This window comes from Bradyrhizobium sp. USDA 4532, assembly GCF_024171315.1.
In the GTDB taxonomy this organism is placed as follows: Bacteria; Pseudomonadota; Alphaproteobacteria; order Rhizobiales; family Xanthobacteraceae; genus Bradyrhizobium; species Bradyrhizobium australafricanum.
This window is the reverse complement of the sequence record NZ_JALJZN010000001.1, coordinates 3,512,761-3,538,315: the sequence shown is the minus strand read 5'-3', so window position 1 is coordinate 3,538,315 and position 25,555 is coordinate 3,512,761. Positions and strand designations below refer to the sequence as shown.

Here is a 25,555-nt window from a genome sequence, read left to right as displayed (position 1 = left end):
GTGGGAGGGCGGTCGCGATCGCGGCTTCCGGAAGTGACCACCGGAACAGCGATCGGGCCGCCCCGTCCCCAGCCGGGCGGGTAACGGCGCAAGACGCGCAATCGTGAATTCGGACGCTTGGGTTCCACCGCTAGGATCGTGATGTCGCCATCTATCGATGGTGAACAGATTGTCTGCAGGTCGCATCGCAACATCGTGCCGATTTCGTTCTTCATGAGACAATGGCTCACCGTCCGGATCGCGGCCGTCCTGTTCGTGGTCGCTGGTAGCGTGCTTGGGGTAGCGCGCGCGGATTCCGACATGGACGCGCAGATCAGGGACATCGTCACGACGGAACTCGCGCCGACCGCGACCGCGACCGACCCGGGCGGCCTCGCCGCGGCGGTCTACGCCGGGGGCCGGGTCGCGTTCTTCAACTACGGTTTCGCTGATGACTCAGCGAAGCGGCCGGTCACCCCGGACACGCTGTTCAACCTTGCCTCGTTGCGCAAGCTGTTCGAGGCGACGCTGGTCGCGCTCGGCACCGAGCGCGGCGAATTGCGGCTGGACGATCCGGTCGGCAAGTATCTGCCCGAGCTCAACGGCGACTACGTCAGCCGCGTCACCATCGGCGAACTCGTCAATCATACGTCGGGGCTGCTGCTGCCGACCGATCATCCGCCATGGCCGGTCGGGACCTTCAGCCGTGATCAGTTCATCGCGATGCTCAACGCGTGGACGCCGCCGGCAGGAGAGCAGCCGGGCAAGCAGCGCATCTACAGCCATGCCGGCTATGTCCTGCTGCAGCTGGTGCTGGAGCGGCGCTATGAGATGCCGATCGCGACGTTGATCGGGAGCCGCATCCTCAATCCGCTCGGAATGACGTCGACCTTCGTTCCGGACCGCAGCGAGGACAACCGCGCGAGGATGGCGCCCGAGCTGATGCAGCGCGTGGTTCAGGGCTACTCCCACGACGGCACGGCGATCGGTCCGCCGGGCAATCAGCAGCGCTATTACGATTTTCCAGGCACCGGCCAGATGTTCTCATCGGCGCGCGATCTCGGCATATTGCTGGGCGCCTGCCTCGACGGCGCGGTGATCGATCCCGAATTGCGCGCAGCGTTGCAGATGACCGAGCGGGAGAGTTTTCGCGTCGACGAAAAGTTCGGCCAGGCGATGGCATGGGAGCATGTGCGGCTGGACGGCATCACCGTGATCGACAAGCCGGGCGGTCTCAATAACGCCTCAGCCTATGTCGGCCTGGTGCCGGCGCGCAGGCTCGGCATCGTGCTGCTCGCCAATCGCGGCGACTATCCGCACGAGATCGCGCGCTACAGGATCTTGCCGGCCCTCGCGCGACTTTAATCGCAGGACGTGCCAGTCCAATGACACGGCCTGCGCGGCAGGGCAGAGGATGCATGCAAAAATCGCGATGGCGCGGAACCGTGATGAGCTGTATAAGCCGGTAGCTTCTTCTCCATTTTGAAGAGGCTGATATGACCGATCTGTATCCTGATTTGCACAATTGGCTTTCGCAACAGCCCCATGGGTTGCGAACCTTCAGGACCTTCCAGCAAAAACTCGAGATTCTGAGCAAGGACGACCCGGAGCAACGCGGCGTTTGCCGGCTGCTGAGCGGACTCGTCGGCAACTACGTCGAAACCTTCGACGAGGAGCCGCTGCCGGTCGCGGTCGCCGACCGCGCCTATGGCCGGCTGCTCGATCTCGTCGCAAGCCTTGATCTCAAGGGAAATCCCGACCGGCGCCTCGCCGACATCAACCGCATCGCGTCCTGCGATCTGCTGAACTGATCGCGGCGGCTTAGCGCCGCGTCGTCGCGAGCTCGCGATAGAGCGCGGCGTAGCGGCCGGCGCGATTGTGCCAGGAGACATCGGTGGCCATGCCGGCCTGCTGCAGCCGGCGCCATGTCACCTTGTCGTTGAACAGCAGGTTTGCCTTGCGCAAGCCGTGGGCGAGCGCATCCGAGGTGACGGGTGCGAACTTGACGCCGGTCGGCGCATCGCCGGTGATCGCGACTTCGTCGAAGTCGAGCACGGTGTCGGCAAGGCCGCCGACATTGGCGACAACAGGGACCGCGCCGTAGCGCAGCGCGCACAGCTGGGTGAGGCCGCACGGCTCGAAGCGCGACGGCACCGCGAGCGCGTCCGCGCCGGCCTGGATCAGATGCGCCAGCGCCTCGTCGTAACCGATCACGACCGCGATCCGTCCGGGATTGTCGCGCGCCAGCGCGGCGTAGCGATCCTGCAGGTCGCGATCGCCGCTGCCGAGCAGCGCAAGCTGAATGCCTTCGCCGAGCAGCGTCGGAATGTTCTCGAGCAGCAGGTCGAGGCCCTTCTGCCATGACAGCCGGCTGATGACGCCGAGCAGCATCGCATCCGGCGTGGGATCAAGCCCGAAGCGCCGCTGCAGCGCTGCCTTGTTCACCGCGCGCTCCGCCGGCTGCTCGGCGCTGAAGCGTGCCGCGATGTCGGGATCGGTGGCCGGATTCCACACCGATATGTCGATGCCGTTGAGGATGCCGCTCAGCACATCGGCGCGTTCGCGCAGGAGGCCGCCGAGCCCCATGCCGCCCTCGTCGCTTTGAATCTCCCGCGCATAGGTCGGCGACACCGTGGTGATGCGGTCGGCGAATTGCAGGCCGGCCTTCAACAGGCTGATGGTGCCGTAATATTCGACGCCATGGAGCGCGTAGGATTCGCCCGGCAGGCCGAACGCGGCAAGCATGTCCGGCGAGAACTGGCCCTGATAGGCGAGGTTGTGCACGGTCATCACCGTGCCGGGCCGCGGTTGCCCGGCATAATGCAGGAGGGCGGGTGCGAGGCCCGCCTGCCAGTCATGCGCATGCACGATGTCGGGGACGAAGGAGGTGATCGCGCCCTGGCCGATCTCCGCCGCCATCCGCGACAGCGCGGCAAAGCGGATGCCGTTGTCCGGCCAGTCGCGTCCGTCCGGGCCGACATAGGGATTGCCGGGCCGCGCATAGAGATGCGGCGCATCGAGCGCGAACAGATCGAGGCCATCATGCGTGCCGCCCAGCACGCGGATCGGCCCGCCGTAGAATTCCGGCCAGTGCAGCAGCGTCTCCGCCGAAGCCAGCGCCTTGAGCACGTCGGGATAGCCGGGCACCAGCGTCCGCGTCGTGACGCCGTGCTGCTTCAGCGCCACCGGCAGCGCGCCGACCACGTCGGCAAGGCCGCCGGTCTTGACGATCGGGTAGACTTCAGAGGCGACTGCGAGGACGCGGATGGGCGTCATGTCCCCAGCCTGTCGATCATCGACTGCGTGATCAGCGTGATGCCGCTCTCGGTGGTGCGGAAGCGCTTGCCGTCGAATTCGGGATCCTCGCCGACCACGAGCCCTTCCGGAATCCTCACCCCGCGATCGATCACGACGTTTCGGAGCCGTGCTCCGCGGCCGACATTGACATAGGGCATGATCACCGCATTCTCGATATTGGCGTAAGAATTGACGTGCACGCCGGTGAACAGCAAGGAGCGGCGCAGCGACGCGCCCGAGATGATGCAGGCACCCGAGACCAGCGAGGTCACCGCCTGGCCGCGCCGTCCGTCCTCGTCATGCACGAACTTGGCAGGCGGGGTGATCTCGGCATAGGTCCAGATCGGCCATGATCGATCGTAGAGGTCGAGCTCGGGCACCACGTCAGTGAGATCGATATTGGCGCCCCAATAGGCATCGACGGTGCCGGCATCGCGCCAGTAGGAGCGCGGATCGTCGCCGGAGCGGACGCAGGAATCGTTGAACTGGTGCGCGATCGCCCGGCCGTGCTTCACGATATAGGGGATGATGTCCTTGCCGAAATCGTGGGCCGAGTTCGGGTCAACGGCATCGCGGCGCAACTCGTCGAACAGGAATTCCGAATTGAAGACATAGATGCCCATGCTGGCCAGCGACTTGTCGGGCTTGCCGGGCATCGGTGGCGGATCGGCGGGTTTCTCGAGGAAGGACTGGATCAGGCCGGTCTCGTCGATATGCATGATGCCGAAGGCGCTGGATTCAGCCCGCGGCATTTCAAGGCAGCCGACCGTGACATCGGCGCCGCTTTCGACATGCTGCTTCAGCATGATCTCATAATCCATCTTGTAGACGTGGTCGCCGGCGAGCACCAGGATGTACTTGGTGCCGTGCGCTTCGAGGATGTCGATGTTCTGGTAGACCGCGTCGGCCGTGCCGACATACCACATCGTTTCGGAGACGCGCTGGCTTGCGGGCAGGATGTCGAAACTCTCGTTTCGCTCCGGCCGGAAGAAGTTCCAGCCGCCTTGCAGATGCCGGATCAGGCTGTGCGCCTTGTACTGGGTCGCCACCGCGATGCGGCGGATGCCCGAATTCACCGCATTGGATAGCGCGAAATCGATGATGCGCGACTTGCCGCCGAAATAGACCGCGGGCTTGGCGCGTTTGTCGGTGAGCTCCTGAAGTCTGCTGCCGCGTCCGCCGGCCAGCACGAAGGCGAGGGCGTGACGCGACAAGGGTTCATTTCCGACGGATCTCATGGTCATCCTCCCAGAACTTCAGGCTGGCCCCGCTACCTTCTCTTGTCCGGAAGGCCTGATCGGGCGCCAACGGGGCCGATTGGGAACGTAGCAAGTGCATCCCGGTTGAGCAAAGCGGGATGGCGGGCTTTCGTTCCCCGGACCCCCGCTCGTGAAGATCGGGGTTGCGGGCCGGATAAAGCTATTGACGAGGCGTGATTTCGGCCTAGAGCAAGCCTGCCGTTTTCTTCTGTCAGGCCAGCATTCCATGACACTTGCTTCCGTCACGCCCCAGGACATCCGCGCAACGCTGCTGCTGCGTCGGGAGATCGCGTTGCTCGACGTCAGGCATGAGGCGGAATTCGCCACCGGTCATCCGCTGTTTGCCGCCAACATGGCGGCCGGCCGGATCGCGCTCGAAGCCGAGCTGCGATTGCCGCGCAAGGACGTGCCGATCGTTCTTTATGACAATGGCGAGGGGCTGGTCGCTGCCGCCGTGGAGCAGTTGATGGCGCTGGGCTACGGCAATGTCGCCGCGCTTGCCGGCGGCTTAGGAGGCTGGAAGGCGGCCGGTTACGAGGTGTTTGAGGATGTCAATTCCTACGCCAAGGCGTTCGGCGAGTTGGTCGAGTCGCGCAGGCACACGCCGTCGCTGAGTGCCGACGAGGTCGCCGCGTTGATTTCGGACAAGGCCAACATCGCGATCCTCGATGTCCGTCGCTTCGACGAATATGCCACCATGAACATCCCGGGCTCGGTCAGCGTGCCCGGCGCCGAGCTGGTGCTGCGGGCCGGCGGCGCGGCGCCGGATCCCGACACCACCATCATCGTCAACTGCGCCGGCCGCACCCGCTCGATCATCGGCACGCAGTCGCTGATCAATGCCGGACTGCCCAACAAGGTGCGGGCGCTGCGCAACGGCACGATCGGCTGGACGCTGGCGAAGCACGATCTCGAGCACGGCGCCGGCAAGCGCGGCGGCATCGGTCCGTTCGAGGGCGCAGGCGACAATGCGCGCGACGTCGCCTATCGCGCCGGCGTCCGTCACATCGGGATCGATGAACTCGCTGCGCTGGACGAGGACGCACACCGTACGCTGTATCGCTTCGATGTGCGCGATGCCGAGGAATACACGACCGGTCACCTTGCCGGCTTCCGCCACTATGCCGGCGGCCAGCTGGTGCAGGAAATCGACATGGCCGCGCCCGTGCGCGGCGCGCGCATCGTGCTGAGCGACGACAAAAACATCCGCGCCGACATGACGGCGTCCTGGCTCGCGCAGATGGGCTGGGAGGTCTATGTGCTCGGCGGCGGCTATGACGGCCGGCTCGAAGTCGGCCCGCCGCGCATCGTGCCGCGGCCCGATCCCGCGCACCGCTACCGGCGACCCTATGAGGGCACCGGCGTCGCGGAGCAGGCGATGCAGGCCTATCTCGATTGGGAGTACGGCCTCGTCGAGCAGCTGCGCCGCGACGGCACGCACGGGTTCTATGTGATCTAGCGGATGACGTGGTGACGGCGGGGCGACCGCATCGGTGCCGAGACGCAGGGGCGCACTGCCAAAATATCGAAAACAACCCCATGCAAAGGAGCCGGTGGCTGCCGGCGGACACGGCAACTTGACTCGTCGGGCAAATCAGTGGTATTTTTCCATTATTCAGAAATCGTGCCGGCATGGTCGTCCCTGCGAAAGCAGGGACCCATAACCACAAATGCCAATTGCTGGGCGATGCTGGAACGACGAATTCCTTCAACAAGGTCCGCCGCGGAGTATGGGTCCCTGCTCCCGTGCGCAATTGCGCACTAGGCAGGGACGACGTGTTGGAGGGAGCCGCGGGCTCTCATCTCTCCGGTGCCATACCCCGCACAGGCATCCAGTACGGCGCGGCCTTTAAGCACGAACGCCGTGAGGAGTCGGATCGCATCTATCGATGCGACCCGACCTAACAGCGAGCTTCGCTCGTCTCGACCCCGCAAGCCGGGGAGATACACCGAGTTTGCTGCGAAGCATAACCCAGCCCGCCGCTACTTCGGCAACGCCACCGGCGTCAGCTTGAACGGGCCGGGGTCCTTGCCCTTGTTGTCGCCGATCACGTAGGACAGCTTGCCCTCGGCGACCCAGCCGACATCGCCGACCTGCGTCACCGAGACCGGCTCGGCGAGGCCATCCTTGATGGTGTCGATGGTAGCCTCGCTGCCCTTCACCGTGACCTTGTCGAGCTTGCCGTTGCCCTCGATCAGCAGGAAGCTGCCGCCATGGGCACGCAACGCGTCGGCGTGGTCGAGCCGCCGCGACGGCTTCAACTCGGTCACCGCGCCCGCCTTGCCGTCCTTCATCTCGATCTTGAACAGTTTTGCCGGAATGAAGGTCGTGACATAAAGATTGCCGTTGGCGCCGATCGCGATGCCGTCGAGCCCGACGCCGTCCTTGGCGGGCGCGAGCTGCGGATCGGTCGCGAACGTCGCCAGCGCCGTGCTGCCGGGTTTCAGGCTATAAACGAACGGCGCAAAGGAATCGCTCACATAGGCGGTGCCGTCGGCCCCGACCACGATGTCGTTGCAGAACGATTTCGGATCGCTCAGGGCAAAGCTGCCCTTCGGCGCGCCGCTCTTGAGATCGAAGGTCTTCAGCCAGGCGCCCTTGGTGTCGCTCGGCCCCGCCACGCCCATAGCGCTGATGTCGTTGGAGCAAACATAGAGCGTGCCGCTCTTCTCGTCGGCGAGCACGCCCAGCGTCGAGCGGCTGTCGGCGGCGCCCGGCTTGACCAGCTGCTCGGCCTTGCCGCCCGAGATCTTCGTCACGCCGCCATGGTTGAAGCTGCCGACGTAGAGCGTCCCGTCGGAAGTCGAGGTCACGCTCTCCGGAAAACTCTTGTCGGGAACGCCGACCGCAGCTGTTTCGGCGCGCACTGCGCCGGCTGCACCGAGCGCAAGGATGATGGCCGCTAGCGATGCGCGGCGGATCTCGAGCAGTTCTCCCGTTGCGCGCGGACGTCCCGCGGCGCCATTGTTTTTTATCATGATCGCGTTTCCTCGATGAACCTGGTTGGACCAGGCAGGATTTTCTTGGCGATCGTCTCCGGTCGATGGTTGTTGTCTGCAGGGTTCCCGACCGGATTGTTCACCCGCCTGCCTTGTCGTCGCGATATATACGATAGTATATAGCGTGAGGGAAGCAGCGTCCGCTGGAGAGCGCGTCATGGAACGGGAATTGGCGTCGCACCACCAATGCGTGTGTTGCGGTGGCATCATCGATGGAATCGTCGACGACGATGCGATCGGCCTCGATGCACGGGTCGGCCTGTTTACGGACGGGTGTGCGTTCGTCTGCGACGAATGCACCGCGAGCCTGATCGCGGCCGCAGCACGGCGCAGGCAGGAACCGGTTCGGCGCAAGTCGTAAGGCGGGAAGGTTTCCGCGTCATTGCGAGGAGCGTAAGCGACGAAGCAATCCATCTATCCCCATGCGGAGACATGGATTCTTCGCTGCGCTCGCAATGACGGTGGGAACTCAATCCGGGCTGAACGCGTCGTAGACCAGCTTGCGGAACGCGGGCGTAATGCGCTGGCGCTCGTTCTGGGTCTGCTCGAGCATGATGTAGATCATGTCGAGCTTCGGATCGACGCCGAAATAGGTGCCGCTGCCGCTGTCCCATTTCAACTCGCCGATCGAGCCGGGCGGTGGTGGCTTGGCAATGCCGGGATCGGTGCGCACGGCGATGCCGTAGCCATAGCCGAAGCCGTCGCCGGGAAAGTACCAGTAGTCGCGGCCGACACCGGAGCCCGGCCCGATATGGTCCGTCGTCATGGTCTTGAAGGCTGCGGGGTTGAGATAGCGCTTGCCGTCCAGCTCGCCGCCGTTGAGCAGCATCTGCGCGAAGCGCGCATAATCGAGGATGGTCGATACCAGGCCGCCGCCGCCGGATTCCCATTCCGGATGCGCGCGCCGGTCGTTCTCGCCCTCGATCAGGATGGTGTCCGAGGGCAGCGGCTCCGCGAGCCTTGTCCGTTCGGTCTCCGCATCGAGCACGTATCTGGTGTCGTTCATCTTCAGGGGATCGAACAGGCGCTCTTTCTCGAACTGATAGAGCGTCTTGCCCGAGACGATCTCGATCACCCGGCCGAGCACGTCGGTGGAATGGCCGTAGCGCCACAGCGTGCCCGGCTGCCGCGACAGCGGCAGCTTGGCTAGCCGCGCCACGAATTCCTCGTTGTCGAACTTGCCGTCGAACAGATGTCCTGCGCGGTAGATCTTCTGGATCCAGTCGGCACCGATATATTCGTAGGTGATGCCCGAAGTGTGCCGCATGATATCTTCAATGGTCACCGGCCGGATCGGCGGCACCAGCTCAACCTTGGCCGGATCGTTTCCACCGTCCGGTTCAATGGCGACCTTCACGTCGGCGAAAGCCGGAATGTATTTCGACAGCGGGTCCTGCGGCGACAGCTTGCCCTCGTCGACCAGCATCATCGCGGCGGAGTTGGTGATCGGCTTGGTCATCGAATGCAGCGCGAACATCGTGTCGGGCCGCATCGGCGATTTGGTCGTGACGTCGCGATAGCCGAAGGTCTTCAGGTAGACCGGCTTGCCGTGCTGCTGGATCAGGATGACCGCGCCCGGAATTTTTCCTGTCGCAACCTCGTTGTCGAAGAATGCGGTGATGCGTTCGAGTTTTTCCGGCACCGGGGCAGGGGCATCGGAGGCGCGCGCCGCGCCTGATATGACAACTGCAAGACAACCGATCGCGGTCATTGCTCCGCGAAGCGTCAGCACAGCACGGTGGACTGCCCGATCATATCCGCGTGACATTGAAAAGCCTGCCCCTGCCTGATGCCCTGAGCGCAGAGTTTTAGCGGCGCGCGCTCCCGCGCACCATAATCATTTTGGAGCGAGTTTATTCCCGGCGATCGCCGGAATCATACGATTTGGGTAGCGCCGACGGGCGTGCGCACCGCATTCGACAGCACCTGCAGCGCCTGGCTCAGTTCGGCGCGGTTGCGCGCGGCGCCCAGCGACACGCGCAGGCCGCGCGGCGCGGCTTCGCCCGCCGCAAAGGCGTCTTCGCCGACCACGGCGAGACCGTTGCGCATCAGATGCGACAGCAGGTCGGTGCCGTCGAAATGTTTCGGCAGCGGCATCCAGAGATGGTGGCTCGCCGGCCGCGCCGCATAGCTGACGCCTTTGAGGAAGCGGGCCGCGAGCTGTTGGCGCGCCGCGGCCTCGTTGCGGATGGCGCGGATGATGTCGGCGGCGACGCCGGAACGCAGCCATTGCGTGACCAGCGCGACCATCAGCGATGGCGGCATCTGCATGGTGGCCTGCATGCCGGCGCGCATGCGCTGCTCGGCGGCGGCATCGGGCGCCAGGAGATAGGCGACGCGCAAGGCGGGCGCGATGCATTTTGCGATGCTCGCGGCGTAGTAGGTGCGCTCCGGAATGAGCGTAGCGATCGGCGCCATTTGCGGTTCGAGCGGCCCGTAGACGTCGTCTTCGATCAGGACGCAGCCGCGCTTGCTGATGATATCGGCGATCGCCTTGCGTCTGATCGCGCTCATCGTCGCCGTGGTCGGGTTTTGCTGCGTCGGCACCAGATAGACCGCCTTCGGCTTGTGCTTGCGGCAGGCCTCGTCGAGCGCGTCGGGCCGCGCGCCCTCGGCGTCCATCGCAACCCCGACCAGGCGGACGTCGAGCCGCGCCGCCGCGGCCTTGATGCCGGGAAAGGTCAACGCCTCCGTCACCACGACATCGCCCGGCGATGTCAGCGCCAGCAGCGTGTTGAAGATGATCGCCTGCGAACCCGGATAGATCACGATGCGGTCGGCCGAGGCCTGCGGCACCCGCGGCGCGAGCCATGCGGCGCCGGCCTCGCGCTCCGCAGTGGTGCCGCCCGGACGCGTGTAGCCGAGATAGGCGGAGAACCCGGCTTCGGAGCGGATGGTCGCAAGTCCCTGCGCGATGCGCAGGTCGAGATTGGCCTCGACCGGCTGCGGCGGCAGGTTCATCGACAGGTCGATGTTGACGGGCGCGGGCAGGTCGGACGCGGCGCGCGCGGTGGTCTCCGAGACGAACGTACCCTGGCCGACACGGGCGTCGAGCAGTCCGCGCCGCCGCGCCTCGCCATAGGCGCGAGTCACCGTGGTCAGATCGATATCGAGCGCTGACGCCAGCGCGCGATGGGTCGGCAGCCGCTGGCCGCGCACCAGCCGGCCGCTCGCGATGTCGGCGGCCAGCGCATCGACGATGCGCAGAAACATCGGGCCGTGCCATTCCGAAACTGTAGGGATCCAATCCATGCAATTCGACGCTTTGTCTTTGATTGTAGGTGCTCGAATGCATATTGTATGGATCATCCAGATCAGGTCAAGGACGACGGCGAAAGGAAAACGACGATGACCGAGACGGTTTCCCTGCCAAAGGCGATGTGGCGCGGCTTCACCATGAAGTGCCCGAACTGCGGGCGTGGCCATCTGTTCGGCCGTTTCCTCAAGGTCGCCGATCACTGTGAAGTCTGCAGCGAGGACTTCACCCCGCAGCGCGCGGACGATTTCCCGGCCTATCTCGTGATCGTCGTGGTCGGCCACGTCGTGGTGCCGGCGCTGCTGTGGCTCGAGATGAACTACGCGCCGCCGGCCTGGCTGCAACTGGCGATCTGGCTGCCCTTCACGCTGTTCAGCGCGCTCGCGCTGCTGCAGCCGACCAAGGGCGCGATCGTGGGCCTGCAGTGGCAGCTGGGGATGGAGGGATTCGCGGCGACGCGGCGTGCGGTGGCGCCCGCCCGGGCGCAAAGCAGCGTCGGACGGACTCGCGAAGCCTGACGCGATCTCAGAATCGTAGCCCGGGTGAGCGAAACGACATCCGGGAACAGTTGCCCCGCATATCGCTGTGCTCATGCGGGCTACAGTGATGTAACCAGTCAGAATTGTAGCCCGGATGAGCGAAGCGACATCCGGGAACAGTTGCCCCGCATATCGCTGCGCTCATGCGGGCTACAGTGATGCAACCAGTCAGAATTGTAGCCCGGATGGAGCCAACGGGTCGCGCGAACGCGCGCCCGATGACAGGGTCAGCGAAATCCGGGGTTCGTGGCGCAGGTAACACCGTCCCGGATTGTGCTGCGCTGCATCCGGGCTACGGATCAATCAAATCGGATGATGATGCGGCCGGAACATCCGGCCCTTCTCCGTCACCAAGACCACGGCGAGCGCGGCCAGCGTGCAGAGGAAGAAGCCGGTCGCGAACGGCGCCAGCGTGCCGTCGTAATCCTGGCCGATCGTGGTGCCGACGCCGATCCCGAGCAGCGTCGTGATCGTGCCGTACAGCGAGGAGGCGGTGCCGGCGATCTTGCCCTGCGGCTCCATCGCGAGCGCGGTGAAATTCGCCATCATCAGCCCGAACGCGAACATCATCAGGCCCGACAGCACCATGAACAGCGGCAGCGACAGCGTGTCGGTCTTCACCGCCAGCAGCAGGGCGCCTGCGACGACGGCAAAGCCGGTCAGCGCGGCGTGCGAGATCACCCGCATGCCGATGCGGCCGACGATACGCGAATTGAGGAAGCCGGCGATCGCGACGCCGACCGCGCAGGCCGCAAAGGCGACCGGGAAGTAATGCCCGAGCTTGAAGATCTCGGTGAAGATCTGCTGCGAGGAGAACACGAAGGCAAACAGCGAGCCCTGCACGCCGCCGGCGGCGAGCGCGTAGCCGAGCGTCTGGCGATTGGTGACGGTCTGGCGAAACGCGGATAGCACTTCCGGGATCGCCAGCGACTTGCGCAATTCCAGCGGCAGCGTCTCCGGCATCCGCATCGCGCTCCAGGCCAGCGCGATCACGCCGTAGATCATCAGCAGCACGAAGATGCCGCGCCAGTGCGTCAGCAGCATCACCGCCTGGCCGAATGACGGCGCGATCACGGGGACTGCGATGAACACCATCATCGCCAGCGACATCACGCTCGCCATCCGCCGTCCAGCGTAGCAGTCGCGCACGATCGAGGTTGCGATCACGCGGGTCGCCGCGGTGCCGAGCCCTTGCAGCGCGCGCGCCAGCAGCAGCGTCTCAAACGAGGGCGCCATGATCGCGAGCAGGCCGGCGATGGTGTAGACGGTCATGCCGCCGAGCAGCACCGGGCGGCGGCCGAAGCGGTCCGATAGCGGGCCCATCACGAACTGGCCGACGCCGAAGCCGACCAGGAAGATCGACAGCACCATCTGCGGACGGTTGGCGTCGGCGATCTGGAACGCGGAGCGGATGTTCGGCAGCGCCGGCAGCATCATGTCCATCGCCAGCGGGTTCAGCGCCATGATCGAGGCGATGACGACGATGAATTCCGGAAAGCCCATCGGGCGGTGGCCTGAGGAAACCCAGGCATCGGCATTGATGTCAGACACTTAGCAACCTCTTGGGAATCCTTGCATCGTAGCGATCTTGCTGCGATGCACAATCGGCGTTTCGGGATAGCTGCCCGCCGATCGCGGTCGAGGTAGCGGGGTCGGGAACCGGGGCCAAAAGCACAATTCGCCGAATATCGTTGCGGTTGCAACTATTTTGCTCGTGTGGTGCGGAAACCTCTGCTAATCCCGGGCCCAGCATCCGTGCGGGGCAGGCGCATCGCCGCCGACCACGCCCGCGCGGCCAAGAACAGGTTCAAGAACGGGTTTTGGGGAGGCGACATGTCCATCGAACTGTCCGCGCGCTCGCGCGGCGCTGAACTGTCGGATGAGGAGCGCAAGGTCCTCACTGCAACGCTCGTCGGCACCACCATCGAGTGGTACGACTTCTTCGTCTACGCCCAGGCGGCGGGCCTGGTGTTCGGCGCGCTGTTCTTCGCGCCGATGAACGCGAACAATCCGCTGCTGGCGCAGATCGTCTCGTTCGCGACGCTCGGCCTCTCATTCCTGTTCCGCCCGTTAGGCGCCATCGTCTGCGGCCATCTCGGCGACCGCTTCGGGCGCAAGAACATGCTGGTCGTCACGCTGCTGTTGATGGGGGCGGCGACCGCGCTGGTCGGCCTGCTGCCGACCTACGCGCAGATCGGTGCCTGGGCGCCGGCACTCCTTATTCTCCTGCGCATCCTGCAAGGCTTCTCGGCCGGCGGCGAGTGGGGCGGCGCGGCGCTGATGGCGGTGGAATCGGCGCCCGTCGACAAGCGCAGCTTCTTCGGCTCGTTCCCGCAGATCGGCACGCCGCTCGGCATGATCCTGGCGACCGGCGTGTTGTGGGTGCTCACCGCGACGCTTGGCAAGCAGGCGATGATCGAATGGGGTTGGCGGATTCCGTTCCTGCTCTCGATCGTGCTGATCGTCGTCGGTATCGTGATCCGCCGCACGGTCGAAGAGTCTCCGGTGTTCCAGGCGATGCAGCGGCGGCACAAGGAATCCTCTGCACCGCTGCGCGACCTGATGCGCAATCACAGCAAGGAGATACTGCGCACCGCGTTGATCTTCATGGCCAACAATGCAGCCGGCTACATCCTGATCGCGTTCATCATCAGCTACGGCGCCAACACGCTGAAGATGCCGTCCGAGCAGCTGCTGCTGATCGGCACGCTCGCGGCGGTCAGCTGGTTCATCTTCACGCTGCTCGGCGGCATCCTCGGCGACAAAATGGGCCGCGTGCGCTGCTTCCAGATCGGCTACACCCTGATGGTGCTGTGGGCGGTGCCGATGTGGTTCCTGATCGACAGCAAGAACCTCTTGCTGTTCTTCGTCAGCGCGGTCGGGCTCACCATCGCGCTCGGCCTGTCCTATGGCCCGCAGGCGGCGCTCTATGCCGAGCTGTTTCCGGCCAAGGTGCGCTATTCCGGCGTCTCGATCGGCTATGCGCTCGGCGCCATCTTCGGCGGCGCCTTCGCGCCGATGATCGCGCAATGGATCATCGGCACCTACGGCCAGTCCTGGCGCGTCGGCGTCTACATCGCGGTGCTGTCGCTGATCTCGCTCATCACGGTGTCGACAATTAGGGATCCGCAAGGCGTCGATCTGAACGTGCACGACGCGGGGGCGTGAGCCGCGACCTTGTGTCATTGCGAGGAGCTCGCGACAAAACTGCGAAGCAATTTTGCGCTGAAGCGACGAAGCAATCCATCGATCCGCGTATGCGGTGAAATGGATTGCTTCGCGGAGCCTGTCATCCGGCGGCGCTTCGCGCCGACCGGGTGGCTCGCAATGACGGAGATCAAACCCCCAGCATCGCCTTTAGCTTCAGCACCGCGCTATCAGGTGTCGTCAGCACCTCGCGGCCGGTGACTTCGGCGACGCGCTCGGCCGCCGGCGCCATGCTGTACTGCGCGAGCGCGATCAGGTCGCAGTTGCGCAGCTCCTTGGACGCCTCGACGACGATGCGGTCATGCTCGGCGCGGTCGCCGCGGTCGAGCGCTGCCAGCGCGCCATCGGCAAGTTTCGGCACCAGCGTGACCTGTGGCGGAAATTCCGGCGGCATCGACACCAGCGTCGGCGGGAAGGTCGAGAGCAGGCCGATCCGCTTGCCCTTCGCCACCGCCTGCTCGATCATCGCCTCGTTCGGCTTCAGCACCGGCATCGGCGCGTGCGCGCGCGCCACCGCCTCGATGCACGGCCCGAACGCCGAGCAGGTGAACAGGATGCCATTGGCGCCGGTGCTTGCCGCATAGCGGCCCATGGTCAGAAATCGCTCGGTCATGCGCTCGTCAAGCTTGCCGTCGCGCGCGAGGTCCGCCGACAGGCTATCGTCGAGCAGGTTCATCAGCCGCGCCTCCGGCCAATGCCGTGCGAACGATGCTTCGATCGGCACGATCGAGTGTTTCAGGGCGTGAATCAGGGTGATGCGCATCGATGTTTCTTGCTCTCCCTCTCCCCGCTCTTTCGCGGGGAGAGGGTTGGGGTGAGGGGCTCTATCGTCGTAACAGGTGAGAGGACGGTATGCGGAGGCGCCCCCTCACCCGGATTGCTTCGCAATCCGACCTCTCCCCGCAGGCGGGGCGAGGTAACTTCGGTCACTTGAACGGAATTGCGTACATCAACCCGCCCTTGCTCCAGGTGGCGTTGAGGCCGCGCTCGAGCTTCAAGGGGCTGGCCTTGCCGACATTGCGCTCGAAGATTTCGCCGTAATTGCCGCCGGCCTTGATCGCGGCGAGCAGCCATTTGTTGTCGAGGCCGAGGCGCGAGCCGAGATCGCCCGACGCGCCGAGCAGGCGCTGGATCGCCGGGACCTGCGACTTCGCCATCTCGTCGGCATTGGCCTGGGTGACGCCGAGCTCTTCGGCCTCGATCAGGCCGTAATGCAGCCAGGTGATGATGTCGCTCCAGACCTCGTCGCCGTTGCGGGTGAACGGGCCGAGCGGCTCCTTGCTGATGGTCTGCGGCAGCACGACGTAGTCATCGGCCTTCGGGGCTGCGGTCGCGACCGCGCCGGCGAGCGCGGAAGCATCCTGGGTCATGGCATCGCAGCGGCCGCCGAAGAAGGTCTGGTACATGGTGTCGACGCGGTCGAACACCAGCGGCTTCCAGTCGATGCCGTTGGCGCGGCCGTAGTCGCCGAGCGTCACTTCATGCGTGGTGCCCTGGGCGACGCACACGGTGGCGCCCTTGAGGTCCTTCAGTTCCTTCACGCCGAGGTCCTTCTTCACGACAAAGCCCTGACCGTCGTAGAAATTGACCGGTCCCTGCCGCAGCCCAAGCGTAGTGCCACGCAGAAAAGTCTGCGTCGAGTTGCGGTAGAGCACGTCGATCTCGCCCGACTGCAGCGCGGTGAAGCGGTTCTGCGCGGTCAGCGCGACGTAGCGCACCTTGGCGGGATCGCCGAGCACGCCGGCGGCAAGCGCACGGCAATAGTCGACGTCGAGGCCCTTGAAGTTGCCTTGCGAATCCGGCGCCGAGAATCCGGCAAAGCCGGTCGAGACGCCGCACACCAACGTGCCGCGCTGCTTGACGGTGTCGAGCGTCGCCGCGCTCGCGCCCGCGATGCCCGCGGCGAGAACGGTTAGAGTGATGATAACCCTCAGCATGCTTTCCTCCTCCTAACGTTTGAGCATGATCCCTGCGCGAACGCTTCGCGTTTATCGCGGGAAAACCGGTGCCCGTTTTTCCGGATCATGCTCCGTGACCAATATCCTTCAGCGCGCTGTCCAACGCGGCGCCTAGCCGTTCGACGATCATGTCGATGTCGCCGGAAGTCGCGATATAGGGCGGGGCGAGCAGCACGTGATCGCCGCGCTGGCCGTCGGCGGTGCCGCCCGACGGATAGCAGCCGAGCCCGCCGGCGAAGGCCGCGGACTTGATCCGCTGATGCAGCTTCAGCTTGGGATCGAACGGCTGCCGCGTGGCACGGTCGGCGACCAGCTCGATACCCCAGAACAGGCCGCGGCCCCTGATGTCGCCGACATGGCGATGATTGCCGAACCGTTCGGTGAGCCGCTGCTCGAACTGGCGGCCGCGCTCCTTGACCTGGTCGAGCAGCTTCTCCTCAGCGATCACCTTCTGCACTTCGAGCGCGGCGGCGCAGGCGAGCGGATGCGCCAGATAGGTGTGGCCGTGCTGGAACGCGCCGGAGCCGTCGCGCACCGTGTCGACGATCGTGCCGCTGGCAAGCATCGCGCCGATCGGCTGATAGCCGCCGCCGAGCCCCTTGGCGATCGCCTGGATGTCGGGCGAGATGCCTTCCTGCTCCCAGGCGTGCAGCGTGCCGGTGCGGCCCATGCCGCACATCACCTCGTCGAGGATCAACAGCGCGCCGTGGCGGTTGCAGATCTCGCGCACTGCCTTGAAGTAACCCTCTGGCGCAGGCACGCAGCCGGCGGTGGCGCCGACCACGGGCTCGGCGATGAACGCCGCGACTGTATCGGGGCCGAGCCGCTGGAATTCGGCTTCGAGCTCGGCGGCAAGGCGCGCCACGAATGCCGCCTCCGATTCATCGTCGCGCTTCTCGTGATAGGCGAAGGCCGGCGTGACATGGCTGAACGAGGGCGACAGCAGCGGCGCGTAGGGCTCGCGACGCCAGGCATTGCCGCCGGCCGACAGCGCGCCGAGCGTATTGCCGTGATAGCTCTGGCGGCGCGCGATGAAGCGGGCACGCTTCGGCTCGCCGCGCTCGATGAAATATTGCCGCGCCAGCTTGATCGAGGCCTCGATCGCCTCCGATCCGCCGCTGACGAAATAGACATAGCCGAGGCCGCCGGGCTCGTGGCCGACCAGCCGCTCGGCGAGCTCTTCCGCGGGCTCGGAGGAGAAGAAGCCGGTATGGGCATAGGCGATCTTCGAAGCCTGCTTGGCGATCGCGGCCAGGATGCGCGGATGCTGATGGCCGAGGCAGGACACCGCGGCGCCGCCGGAGGAATCGAGAATGCGGTGGCCATCCTCCGCGATCAGCCAGACGCCGTCGCCGCCGACCGCTTTCGGCGGGGTCTCGCGCAGGCTGCGATGCATCACGCGGCTCTTGTTGGCTGCCATGACAGTCATCCTTTCTCGACGAAATATTGCGACATCTCGGCAAGCCGGCCCTCGGTCTCCTCCAGCTTGCGTTTTGCGCTCGCGCCGCCCAGCGTGAAAGCGACGGCCGCCAGCGACTGGGCGACTGCGATCGCGCCGGTCAGGCTCGGGAAGAAGCCGGGGGAGGAGGCGGCCTCGAACAGCAGCAGATGATCGGCGCCTTCGGCCATCGGAGCTGTGATGGTGTCGGCGATCGCGATCAGCGCGGCGCGCGCCTGATGCGCCGCGCGCGCCGTCTCGACGCTGACCAGGGTGTAGGGCGCAAAGCCGATCACGACCACGGTGTCGCCTGAGCGGAAGGCGCCGTGGTCGAGATCGAACGGGCCGGAGCCGCCGACCAGTTGCACGGCATCGGGGCGGAACAGGCGAAGCTGATAGGTCAGCAGTTCCGCGACGCTGCGGCAGCTGCGAAACCCCGATATCCAGATCCTGTCAGCGGAGTGCAGCCCACGCGCGGCTTCCGCGATCGCGCTCGCTGAAATCCGCGCAAGGCCCGCGGCCTCGGCCTCCAATTTGTCGTGCACCAGTTTGACATCGGCATTCGGCCCGGCGCGGCGGCTCCTGGCGCGGCCGGAGAACGGCGAGCCCTGCGCCGGCCGGCGCGCCTCGGTGAGCGCGGCGCGCAATTCGTCCCAGCCGGAATAGCCGAGCGCCTTGGCAAGACGGGTGAATGAGGCAGGATCGGCGCCGGCGACGGAAGCGAGCTCGCGCATCGAGCGGGTGGTGGCGTCGTAATCATTGGCGGCGACGAACCGGCCGACCTCCTGCAAGCGCATCGGCAGCGACGGCAGTGCGCTGCACAATTCGTTCAGGGGCGATGGTTTCGGCTGGGCCTGGGCCATGAAACATATGTTGCACAAATATTAAATTGGTGCAACATATGACGCGCGCAGGATTTGAGGTTGACGCGTCTTCTTCACGCGAACCGGGTATCCACTTCGCTCGAAAACGCTCTTGCGCATGGCAGAAGATCGCTTCTCACTGGGGTCCTTGTGCTGTGACGACATCGACGCCGAAACGCCCTCCCGCCCGGCCCTGGCGGCTTTCGCTCAGCGATCCCCGCGTCGCGGGCCTGTTCTGGCAGATCCTGGTGGTCGCCATCGCAGTCGCCGTCGTCGCCTGGCTGTGGTCCAACGCGGTCCATAACCTCTCGGTGCGGCGCATCTCGACCGGTTTTGCCTTCCTCGGCCGTGAAGCCGGCATGCCGATCGCCGACAGCTGGATCGACTACACGCCGAAGAACACTTACCTGCGCGCCTTCATCGTCGGCGTCGTCAACACGCTGCGCGTCGCGGTCATCGGCATCGTGCTGGCGACCGTGATCGGCACGCTGGTCGGTATCGCGCGGCTGTCGTCGAACTGGCTGCTGGCGCGGCTCGCCGCCGTCTATGTCGAGGTGCTGCGCGACCTGCCGCTGCTGTTGCAGCTGTTGTTCTGGTACGTGCTGATGCAGGGCCTGCCGGCGGCGCGCCAGGCGTGGAAGCCGGTCGACGGGGTCTATCTGTCCAACCGCGGCCTGGTGCTGCCGTCGGTGCCGCTGCATGAGGCCAATGGCTGGACGCTCGTTGCGCTGGTCGCCGGCGTGATCGTCTTCCTCATCGTCAGGCGCCGCCTGATCGCGCAGCAGATGCTCGATGGCAAGGCGCGGCCGGCCTGGCCCTACGCGCTCGGCCTCATCATCGCGCTGCCGGCGCTGGTGTCGTGGCTTCTGGGTGCGAGCTGGAGCGTCATGCTGCCCGAGTTGCGCGGCTTCAACTTCGTCGGCGGGCTGACCCTGGCGCCGGAATATTTCGCGCTGCTGATCGCGCTGGTCACGTATACTTCGGCGTTCATCGCCGAGATCGTGCGCAGCGGCATCCAGGCGGTGCCGCGCGGCCAGTCGGACGCCGCCAAGGCGCTCGGGCTGAAGCGCAGCTTCGTGCTGCAGCACATCGTGCTGCCGCAGGCGCTGCGCGTCATCATCCCGCCGATGACCAGCCAGTATCTGAACCTGACCAAGAATTCGTCGCTCGCGGTCGCGGTCGGCTACCAGGACATCGTCTCGATCGCCAACACCACGCTGAACCAGACCGGGCAGGCGATCGAGTCGATCGCGCTGATCATGATGGTGTTCCTCACCATCAGCCTCGGCATCAGCCTGTTCATGAACTGGTACAACGCGCGGATCGCGCTGGTGGAGCGCTGACATGAGCTCGGTCGCACATCTCCCGCAGGATCCGCTGCCGATCGGCCGGCGTCGCGCGCAGCGCACGCTCGGTGGCCAGATCGTGGCCTGGCTGCGCGCCAACCTGTTCGCGTCCGTGACGTCGAGCATCATGACGCTGCTGCTGCTGTTCGTGCTCGGCAAGGCGTGCATCGGCCTCTGGCAATGGGGCATCGCCAACGCGGTCTGGATCGTCTCGGGCAACGACACCAGCGCCTGCCGCGCGCTGCGCGGCGTCGGTGCCTGCTGGGCGGTGATCCCCGAGAAGTACCGCTTCATCCTGTTCGGCACCTATCCGTTCAGCGAGCAGTGGCGGCCGGCGCTCGCCGTCGTGATCTTCATTGCGCTGTTCGTGGTCTCGAGCCGCCGCAGCTTCTGGCGCAAGGAGCTGTTCCTGCTGTGGGCTGCGGCCTTGATCGCGATCGGGTGCCTGATGTGGGGCGGCTTTCTCGGCATGTCCTTTGTCACGCAGGACCGCTGGGGCGGGCTGCCGGTGACGCTGATCCTGGCGACTTTTGGATTGGCGTTCGGCTTCCCGCTCGGAATCCTGGTCGCGCTCGGCCGCCGCTCCAAGCTGCCGGCGATCCGCTCGCTCTGCGTGCTCTATGTCGAGCTGATCCGCGGCGTGCCGCTGATCAGCCTGTTGTTCATGGCGAGCGTCATGTTTCCGCTGTTCATGCCCGACGGCGTCAACATCGACAAACTGCTGCGCGCCCAGATCGCTTTCATCCTCTATGCCGGCGCCTATCTTGCGGAAGTGGTGCGCGGCGGTCTGCAGGCGGTGCCGCGCGGACAATATGAGGCCGCCGACGCGCTCGGGCTGTCCTACTGGGAGAAGAACGCGCTGATCGTGCTGCCGCAGGCGATCCGCCACGTCATCCCGCCGCTGGTCAACACCTTCATCGCCTTCTTCAAGGACACCAGCCTGGTCCTGATCATCGGCATCTTCGATCTCTTGACCACCGCCAAGACCGCGATCGTCGATCCGGCCTGGCAGGCCTTCAGCGTCGAGGTCTATGTGTTCGTCGGCGTGATCTACTTCGTGTTCTGCTTTGCGATGTCGCGCTACAGCCGCGGCCTCGAGGCGCAGCGCGCGCACGGCTGAGGTGGTGATCACGTTCGAGCGCGAAGCCTCGACCTCTATGCGTTTGTCTGGGTCGCATCGCATTTTCCTTCGTCGCATGGGACGTTTTTGGAGCCTGCCGTGATGGATCGATCCGCTTTGCGCGGAACCTGATATGCCCCATCCGGACAAGCTTGAGAAAGTGGAAAACATCTCCGTGAGTGTGTGAACCCCGGCAGCGGCAACTTGCACTCATGTGATGCGATCACGCCGCATATGAGGAGATCGATGATGGCGCCCCCGAAACGCTCGCCTCACCCGATCGAGCGACCGCCAAAGGGCATGCCCGTCCCACGCAATTGGGGATTGATGCAAGGCGGCATTCCCTACCGGCCCCACGGGCCCGTCCGACCGGGAGATACCCGGCCTCAGGAAGACTGGCACACCGTCGCCGAGAAGTTCAGTGTCGGAGTCAAGGAGCTGATCTATTTCAACTTCATGACCGACGACCCCGATGTCGTGAACTGGTACCTCAGCCACTATGTGGGATGCGTCAAGGTCAGCCCTAGCGGCAACAATTGGATGTTCAGCAATTCGGCCAATCCCGGCATCATCTACATCCCGCCCGTCGATCATGATCCGATCGATTTCGAGGCCGAGGATATCTGCGTCTGGACTCCAAATGATGCCAAGACGTTTCTGATGCGCCTGCTTGCGCTTGCGCAGGGCATGAAGGGCTACAAGGGGCAGCGTATCAAAAAGCTCGTGCAAGTGATCCTGAACGCTGGATATCCGGCGTGCCTGGACCTCTGGTACTACAACGATATGGTCATATCGGTGTATGTCGACATCAAGGAAGGCAACGCCAAGCGCCGCGAGATGATCAAGGCGACGCGCGGCGCGTTTCCGTTCAGTGGAGAGTCGGGTGTCTACGGGCAGCAGGGCAGCGAAGAGCGCCATCGCGGCATGTGGCAAATCCATCCGGTCAGAAGCCTGTTCACCGAATCTTGCGGCGCTTTCAATGCTCAGGCCATGAAGGACCGCTTGGAAGGCATCGACGAGGAAATGTACAGGGGCTGGTACGAGCTCGATATGGTATCCGCCAAGTCGAGCCAGGGCGGCGGCAGTGCCTTCGGAGAAATGGTCTGGGACTTTATCAATCATGTGAGGCTGTTGTCGGAAGACGAGAAGCACCTTTACTGGGCGTTTTCACAATAGCGGCCCATCGCTCGCTTGCCTCCCTCACATGCTGCATCCTTCGGTGCCGGCCTGTTCGCATCCGCAGCCGTGTGCTTTGATTTCTGGAGCGGCCTGTTCTGGTTTTAACGATGCGGCAACCAAGACTTGGCCGATGGTTGGCGCAAAGGCGCGGCTGGCACAGAGTGCACTAGGCGATGTTCCGCCCGTAACTTATCTTGAGCGCCATTGGATTCGCGAGCGCGCGCGATGACAGAAATCATTGTTCGCGCGGGCATCGTTCGATCTGGACTGAACGCAAATGCTGCCGTTGATTTGTTGATTTGGTTCGGCCCGGACAGGGCGTTACCTTGATTTTTGCCGTACGCCAATGGCCGAAGACAACGCCTCCTATCCCGAGAGTACCCGAAACCAGGTCCACGATGCCCTGCAAGGGTTTTCGACCGATGAGCTTCGCCAACTCCTGGCGGAGATCGAGCAACTCCTGAATGTTGAAGCCAAGCCTCGCCGACCGAGACTGCGACTGGCGGGAGGCACATACGTGAACGAGTATACCGCGCGCGCAAACATCGACCACTATCTGGATCTGCTGAAGCGCCCGGACGTTCCAACCAACACGAGATCGATGCTCAACAAGCGGCTGCTTGAGGAAGAAGACAAGCTCGGCCGCCGACACGAGCAACTGGAGTTTGCCGAAAGCAGGGCCGCAGCGTGCCGGGATCGCGCAGATCGCCAGCGGCGTCTGGCGGAATCGTTTGCCCTTGGATCGGTTGACCGGGAGCAGGCCGAAAGGCTGCTGGTCAATTTCGAGGCGCTCGCGCAGTTCGTGGAGGGCTTTTGTCGCCAGATGCGCCACACCGTGAACCATAGTCCGCTTTAAGCGAGACGCCGCCTCGGTTCCGCGGGCTCCTCGTCATCACCATCGTCCAGCGTCCGGTCGACCCTTTGACCGCGTAGGCGCTTTGCCACGGGGCGATGCCAAGCGACCGGGGGGTACGCTGTTCGTCGGCGTGATCTACTTCGTGTTCTGCTTTGCGATGTCGCGTTACAGCCGCGGCCTCGAGGCGCAGCGCCTGTCGAATTGAGGAGGCGTGATCATTCTTGGCAACAGCGCGGAAAGTCCCTGCCGCACCCGAATTGCTCGCGCTGCTGTTTCCAAGCCGTAAAGCCCAGCCTCAAATGGCAGTCCTCGTAGAAATACGCTGAATTCGCCTGCCGTCCGCCAAACCGGCGCAGTTTCGGTCCGGGCACTGTCCACGGCAGCGGACGACCACTGGCCTCCCGGCGCGCCACCAACTCGTCGTAGTATTGGACGTCGGACGGCTGAACTGAGGGCTGCAATTCATTGCGCAGATAATGCCCGCGTTGCCAGTTGTCGGCCACGCGCTTCATGAGATGCCATTTGCGCCGATAGCCGGAACTGAGTTGCGCCGGCTCCTCGTTGGCGAGCCCCAATGCCGCGATGAAAAAGTATTGCGCGGCCGTGCCGAGGTCGCAGTTCGGCTGCTCGAAGATCCATTCGATCACGCTATCCCGATCGTCGCTGTTGTGATCCCAGCTGTCGACGATGACGTGCCAGGTGTCGGGCGTCTGATCCTTGATCCAGAGCAGGAAGTTGTCGGGCTCGGTACTCAGCGCCGCATGCGGACACGGCCAATATTGCGACTTGAGTTCTTCGTCCGGCGCAGCCGCTTTTTTTTTGGCCTCTTCCTGCTGTTGCGCCACGGCCTGCATGGCGTGAACGGCATGCCGACGCTGCCGCATCCGCTTTGCCGTCGCGGCGTCCAGCGGTCGCAAGAGGTAATCGACGTGAGCCTCGCTCTCGGGCTCGGGAGGCAGGAAGTAGACGGAAAGCGCTGCATCCAGGCGGACGATCGCGGCCGCAGGCAGCAACTGTATGGTGTCGCAGTACGACCCGATGGTCGTGTCGCGCATCCCGATGCGCGCAGCGCGCGCTTCCAGCTCGACATCCGCGAGGAAGTAGTCCCACGACAGCCCCTCGAATGGCCGGGGTCGCAAGGCCTTGAAACGTAATGCGGCTCTGGATGGCGCTTCGGTGGAGCGCAAGGTTTTCGTCGGACAGTCCCACGCCGCCACCGGATTGAGCCTGATCTCGAACTTCGTCGCCTGTCATGCCGGCCTCATTGGAATTTGCCGTGGCATTCTAGGCATCAGATGTTGATCGATCCTGAGTCCGCAGCGTCGATTTCTGCGTTCCTGGAACGGGAGTATTGACCGATGTCGCCCGGGCGGCCGGCGGAAACGTCTTGCCATACCGTGCCGGACCTATTTATGATCATAAAATGGATAAATCGGCTCTCCCGTCCCTCGACCCTTCGCGCCGCGCCTCGATCAAGCGCAAGCGCTCGGACGCCGTCGCCGACCTGATCCGCAGCCACATCTTCCAGGCCGGCTTGCAGCCGAGCGACCGGCTGCCGCAGGAGGGCGAGCTGATCGAGATGTTCGGCTGCAGCCGCTCGACCATCCGCGAGGCGCTCAAGTCCCTGGAGGTGCAGGGGCTGGTGCAGAACACCACCGGACCCGGCGGCGGCGCGCGGGTGGCGCCGGTGTCGATCAACCGGATCGTCGGCCTGCTCAGCAACTACTTCTACTTCCAGTCGGTCTCTACCGCGCAAATCTACCAGATCCGCCGGCTGATCGAGCCGGAGCTCGCCTTCAGCGTGGTCGGCCACCTCACGGCGGAGCATTTCGCAGCACTGGAAAAGGCGATCGCGGTCCAGGAGCATCATCCCCGTGGCGATGCCGATTGGGAACATCATCGCCACGCCGAGATCGATTTCCACGACATCCTGATCGAGGCCTGTCCCAACCCGCTGCTCGGCCTGGTGTGCCGGTTCGTCAACGAGGCCATCAGGCATCTGATCGGCAAGCTCGGCGTGCAGGAATTCGCATCCAGCTTCACCTGCGAGAATATCGAGTTTCACAAGCGTCTGATGGCCGCGTTCCGCTCCGGCAATGCCGCGCGCGCCCGGCGCGTGATGCTCGATCATGTGCTGAGCGCCGAAGCGGTGGTCGTTCCCGCGGAAGACCGGCGCATCGATCTGCCCGTGTTTCATCAGCCGTTGCGGCTCGATTGAACCGCATCGGTGGACTGCTGCATCACGCCCTGGAGAAAAC

General features: G+C 64.6%; 23 protein-coding genes and 1 pseudogene. 12 read left to right on the top strand and 12 right to left on the bottom strand.

Features of this window, described 5'->3' with window-relative positions; translation table 11 throughout:
- Positions 1 to 213 precede the first annotated feature (213 nt).
- On the top strand, positions 214 to 1,344 hold the full coding sequence (locus J2R76_RS16715) for a serine hydrolase (protein ID WP_082653927.1): 1,131 nt from the start codon (positions 214 to 216) through the stop codon (positions 1,342 to 1,344).
- A 131-nt stretch (positions 1,345 to 1,475) separates the two neighbouring features.
- Positions 1,476 to 1,790 (top strand): hypothetical protein, encoded by a 315-nt coding sequence (locus J2R76_RS16710; protein ID WP_057018843.1) that lies wholly within the window; start codon positions 1,476 to 1,478, stop codon positions 1,788 to 1,790.
- A 10-nt stretch (positions 1,791 to 1,800) separates the two neighbouring features.
- On the opposite strand, the gene glgA is transcribed toward J2R76_RS16710, so the two are convergent.
- Positions 1,801 to 3,255, bottom strand: a complete 1,455-nt coding sequence (gene glgA / locus J2R76_RS16705) for a glycogen synthase GlgA (RefSeq protein WP_253624215.1) — start codon at positions 3,253 to 3,255, stop codon at positions 1,801 to 1,803.
- Positions 3,252 to 4,514, bottom strand: a complete 1,263-nt coding sequence (glgC, locus tag J2R76_RS16700) for a glucose-1-phosphate adenylyltransferase (protein WP_057018901.1) — start codon at positions 4,512 to 4,514, stop codon at positions 3,252 to 3,254. The genes glgA and glgC overlap by 4 nt, the downstream gene beginning before the upstream one ends.
- A 247-nt stretch (positions 4,515 to 4,761) precedes the next feature.
- Here glgC and J2R76_RS16695 point away from each other — a divergent pair, with 247 nt between their 5' ends.
- Positions 4,762 to 5,994: a rhodanese-like domain-containing protein gene (locus tag J2R76_RS16695; protein ID WP_253624214.1), complete on the top strand. Its 1,233-nt coding sequence runs from the start codon at positions 4,762 to 4,764 to the stop codon at positions 5,992 to 5,994.
- A 524-nt stretch (positions 5,995 to 6,518) separates the two neighbouring features.
- Here the strand turns inward: J2R76_RS16695 and J2R76_RS16690 are convergent.
- The gene (locus J2R76_RS16690; protein WP_253624213.1) at positions 6,519 to 7,514 is read right to left on the bottom strand and encodes a hypothetical protein; all 996 of its coding nucleotides are present in this window, start codon (positions 7,512 to 7,514) and stop codon (positions 6,519 to 6,521) included.
- Between the two features lie 178 nt (positions 7,515 to 7,692).
- On the opposite strand from J2R76_RS16690, the gene J2R76_RS16685 reads away from it, so the two are divergent.
- On the top strand, positions 7,693 to 7,896 hold the full coding sequence (locus J2R76_RS16685; RefSeq protein WP_141342433.1) for a hypothetical protein: 204 nt from the start codon (positions 7,693 to 7,695) through the stop codon (positions 7,894 to 7,896).
- 108 nt (positions 7,897 to 8,004) lie between these two features.
- On the opposite strand, the gene J2R76_RS16680 is transcribed toward J2R76_RS16685, so the two are convergent.
- Entirely contained in the window at positions 8,005 to 9,246 is a 1,242-nt protein-coding gene (locus J2R76_RS16680) for a serine hydrolase (protein ID WP_253624212.1), read from the bottom strand.
- Positions 9,247 to 9,410: 164 nt separating this feature from the next.
- On the bottom strand, positions 9,411 to 10,748 hold the full coding sequence (locus tag J2R76_RS16675; RefSeq protein WP_253624211.1) for a PLP-dependent aminotransferase family protein: 1,338 nt from the start codon (positions 10,746 to 10,748) through the stop codon (positions 9,411 to 9,413).
- A 135-nt stretch (positions 10,749 to 10,883) separates the two neighbouring features.
- Here J2R76_RS16675 and J2R76_RS16670 point away from each other — a divergent pair, with 135 nt between their 5' ends.
- Positions 10,884 to 11,309, top strand: a complete 426-nt coding sequence (locus tag J2R76_RS16670) for a DUF983 domain-containing protein (protein WP_057018899.1) — start codon at positions 10,884 to 10,886, stop codon at positions 11,307 to 11,309.
- 324 nt (positions 11,310 to 11,633) lie between these two features.
- On the opposite strand, the gene J2R76_RS16665 is transcribed toward J2R76_RS16670, so the two are convergent.
- A complete protein-coding gene (locus J2R76_RS16665) occupies positions 11,634 to 12,833 on the bottom strand; it encodes a multidrug effflux MFS transporter (RefSeq protein ID WP_256521636.1) in 1,200 nt (399 codons plus the stop codon).
- Between the two features lie 330 nt (positions 12,834 to 13,163).
- Between J2R76_RS16665 and J2R76_RS16660 the strand changes: the two genes are divergently transcribed.
- Complete coding sequence (locus tag J2R76_RS16660) at positions 13,164 to 14,498, top strand: MFS transporter (protein ID WP_253624209.1); 1,335 nt, start codon at positions 13,164 to 13,166, stop codon at positions 14,496 to 14,498.
- Between the two features lie 169 nt (positions 14,499 to 14,667).
- Here the strand turns inward: J2R76_RS16660 and J2R76_RS16655 are convergent, their stop codons facing one another.
- From J2R76_RS16655 to J2R76_RS16640, 4 genes are all read right to left on the bottom strand, one after another.
- Positions 14,668 to 15,300: an aspartate/glutamate racemase family protein gene (locus tag J2R76_RS16655; RefSeq protein ID WP_057018837.1), complete on the bottom strand. Its 633-nt coding sequence runs from the start codon at positions 15,298 to 15,300 to the stop codon at positions 14,668 to 14,670.
- Between the two features lie 163 nt (positions 15,301 to 15,463).
- The gene (locus tag J2R76_RS16650) at positions 15,464 to 16,474 is read right to left on the bottom strand and encodes an amino acid ABC transporter substrate-binding protein (protein WP_229190959.1); all 1,011 of its coding nucleotides are present in this window, start codon (positions 16,472 to 16,474) and stop codon (positions 15,464 to 15,466) included.
- An 85-nt stretch (positions 16,475 to 16,559) separates the two neighbouring features.
- A complete protein-coding gene (locus J2R76_RS16645) occupies positions 16,560 to 17,915 on the bottom strand; it encodes an aspartate aminotransferase family protein (RefSeq protein WP_253624208.1) in 1,356 nt (451 codons plus the stop codon).
- A gap of 5 nt (positions 17,916 to 17,920) precedes the next feature.
- Positions 17,921 to 18,796, bottom strand: a complete 876-nt coding sequence (locus J2R76_RS16640) for a MurR/RpiR family transcriptional regulator (RefSeq protein ID WP_253624207.1) — start codon at positions 18,794 to 18,796, stop codon at positions 17,921 to 17,923.
- Between the two features lie 155 nt (positions 18,797 to 18,951).
- Here J2R76_RS16640 and J2R76_RS16635 point away from each other — a divergent pair, with 155 nt between their 5' ends.
- The 5 genes from J2R76_RS16635 to J2R76_RS40645 all read left to right on the top strand — a co-directional run bounded on the left by J2R76_RS16635 (position 18,952) and on the right by J2R76_RS40645 (position 23,502).
- Positions 18,952 to 20,139 carry an ABC transporter permease subunit gene (locus J2R76_RS16635; RefSeq protein WP_028339572.1) on the top strand — a complete coding sequence of 396 codons (1,188 nt, stop codon included), beginning with the start codon at positions 18,952 to 18,954 and terminating at the stop codon, positions 20,137 to 20,139.
- A 1-nt stretch (position 20,140) separates the two neighbouring features.
- Positions 20,141 to 21,262: an amino acid ABC transporter permease gene (locus J2R76_RS16630; RefSeq protein WP_057018832.1), complete on the top strand. Its 1,122-nt coding sequence runs from the start codon at positions 20,141 to 20,143 to the stop codon at positions 21,260 to 21,262.
- A gap of 246 nt (positions 21,263 to 21,508) precedes the next feature.
- Positions 21,509 to 22,438: a hypothetical protein gene (locus J2R76_RS16625; RefSeq protein ID WP_156436369.1), complete on the top strand. Its 930-nt coding sequence runs from the start codon at positions 21,509 to 21,511 to the stop codon at positions 22,436 to 22,438.
- Positions 22,439 to 22,787: 349 nt separating this feature from the next.
- Positions 22,788 to 23,297 carry a hypothetical protein gene (locus J2R76_RS16620; protein WP_253624206.1) on the top strand — a complete coding sequence of 170 codons (510 nt, stop codon included), beginning with the start codon at positions 22,788 to 22,790 and terminating at the stop codon, positions 23,295 to 23,297.
- 82 nt (positions 23,298 to 23,379) lie between these two features.
- Entirely contained in the window at positions 23,380 to 23,502 is a 123-nt protein-coding gene (locus J2R76_RS40645; protein ID WP_256520758.1) for a hypothetical protein, read from the top strand.
- A 90-nt stretch (positions 23,503 to 23,592) separates the two neighbouring features.
- Here the strand turns inward: J2R76_RS40645 and J2R76_RS40960 are convergent, their stop codons facing one another.
- Both J2R76_RS40960 and J2R76_RS40955 read right to left on the bottom strand, forming a co-directional pair.
- A complete protein-coding gene (locus J2R76_RS40960) occupies positions 23,593 to 23,763 on the bottom strand; it encodes a hypothetical protein (RefSeq protein WP_375166569.1) in 171 nt (56 codons plus the stop codon).
- Positions 23,764 to 23,809: 46 nt separating this feature from the next.
- Positions 23,810 to 24,151, bottom strand: a pseudogene (locus J2R76_RS40955) (DUF4274 domain-containing protein); the annotation flags it as partial.
- A 569-nt stretch (positions 24,152 to 24,720) separates the two neighbouring features.
- On the opposite strand from J2R76_RS40955, the gene J2R76_RS16610 reads away from it, so the two are divergent.
- The gene (locus tag J2R76_RS16610; protein WP_141343101.1) at positions 24,721 to 25,515 is read left to right on the top strand and encodes a FadR/GntR family transcriptional regulator; all 795 of its coding nucleotides are present in this window, start codon (positions 24,721 to 24,723) and stop codon (positions 25,513 to 25,515) included.
- The last annotated feature ends 40 nt before the right edge of the window (positions 25,516 to 25,555 follow it).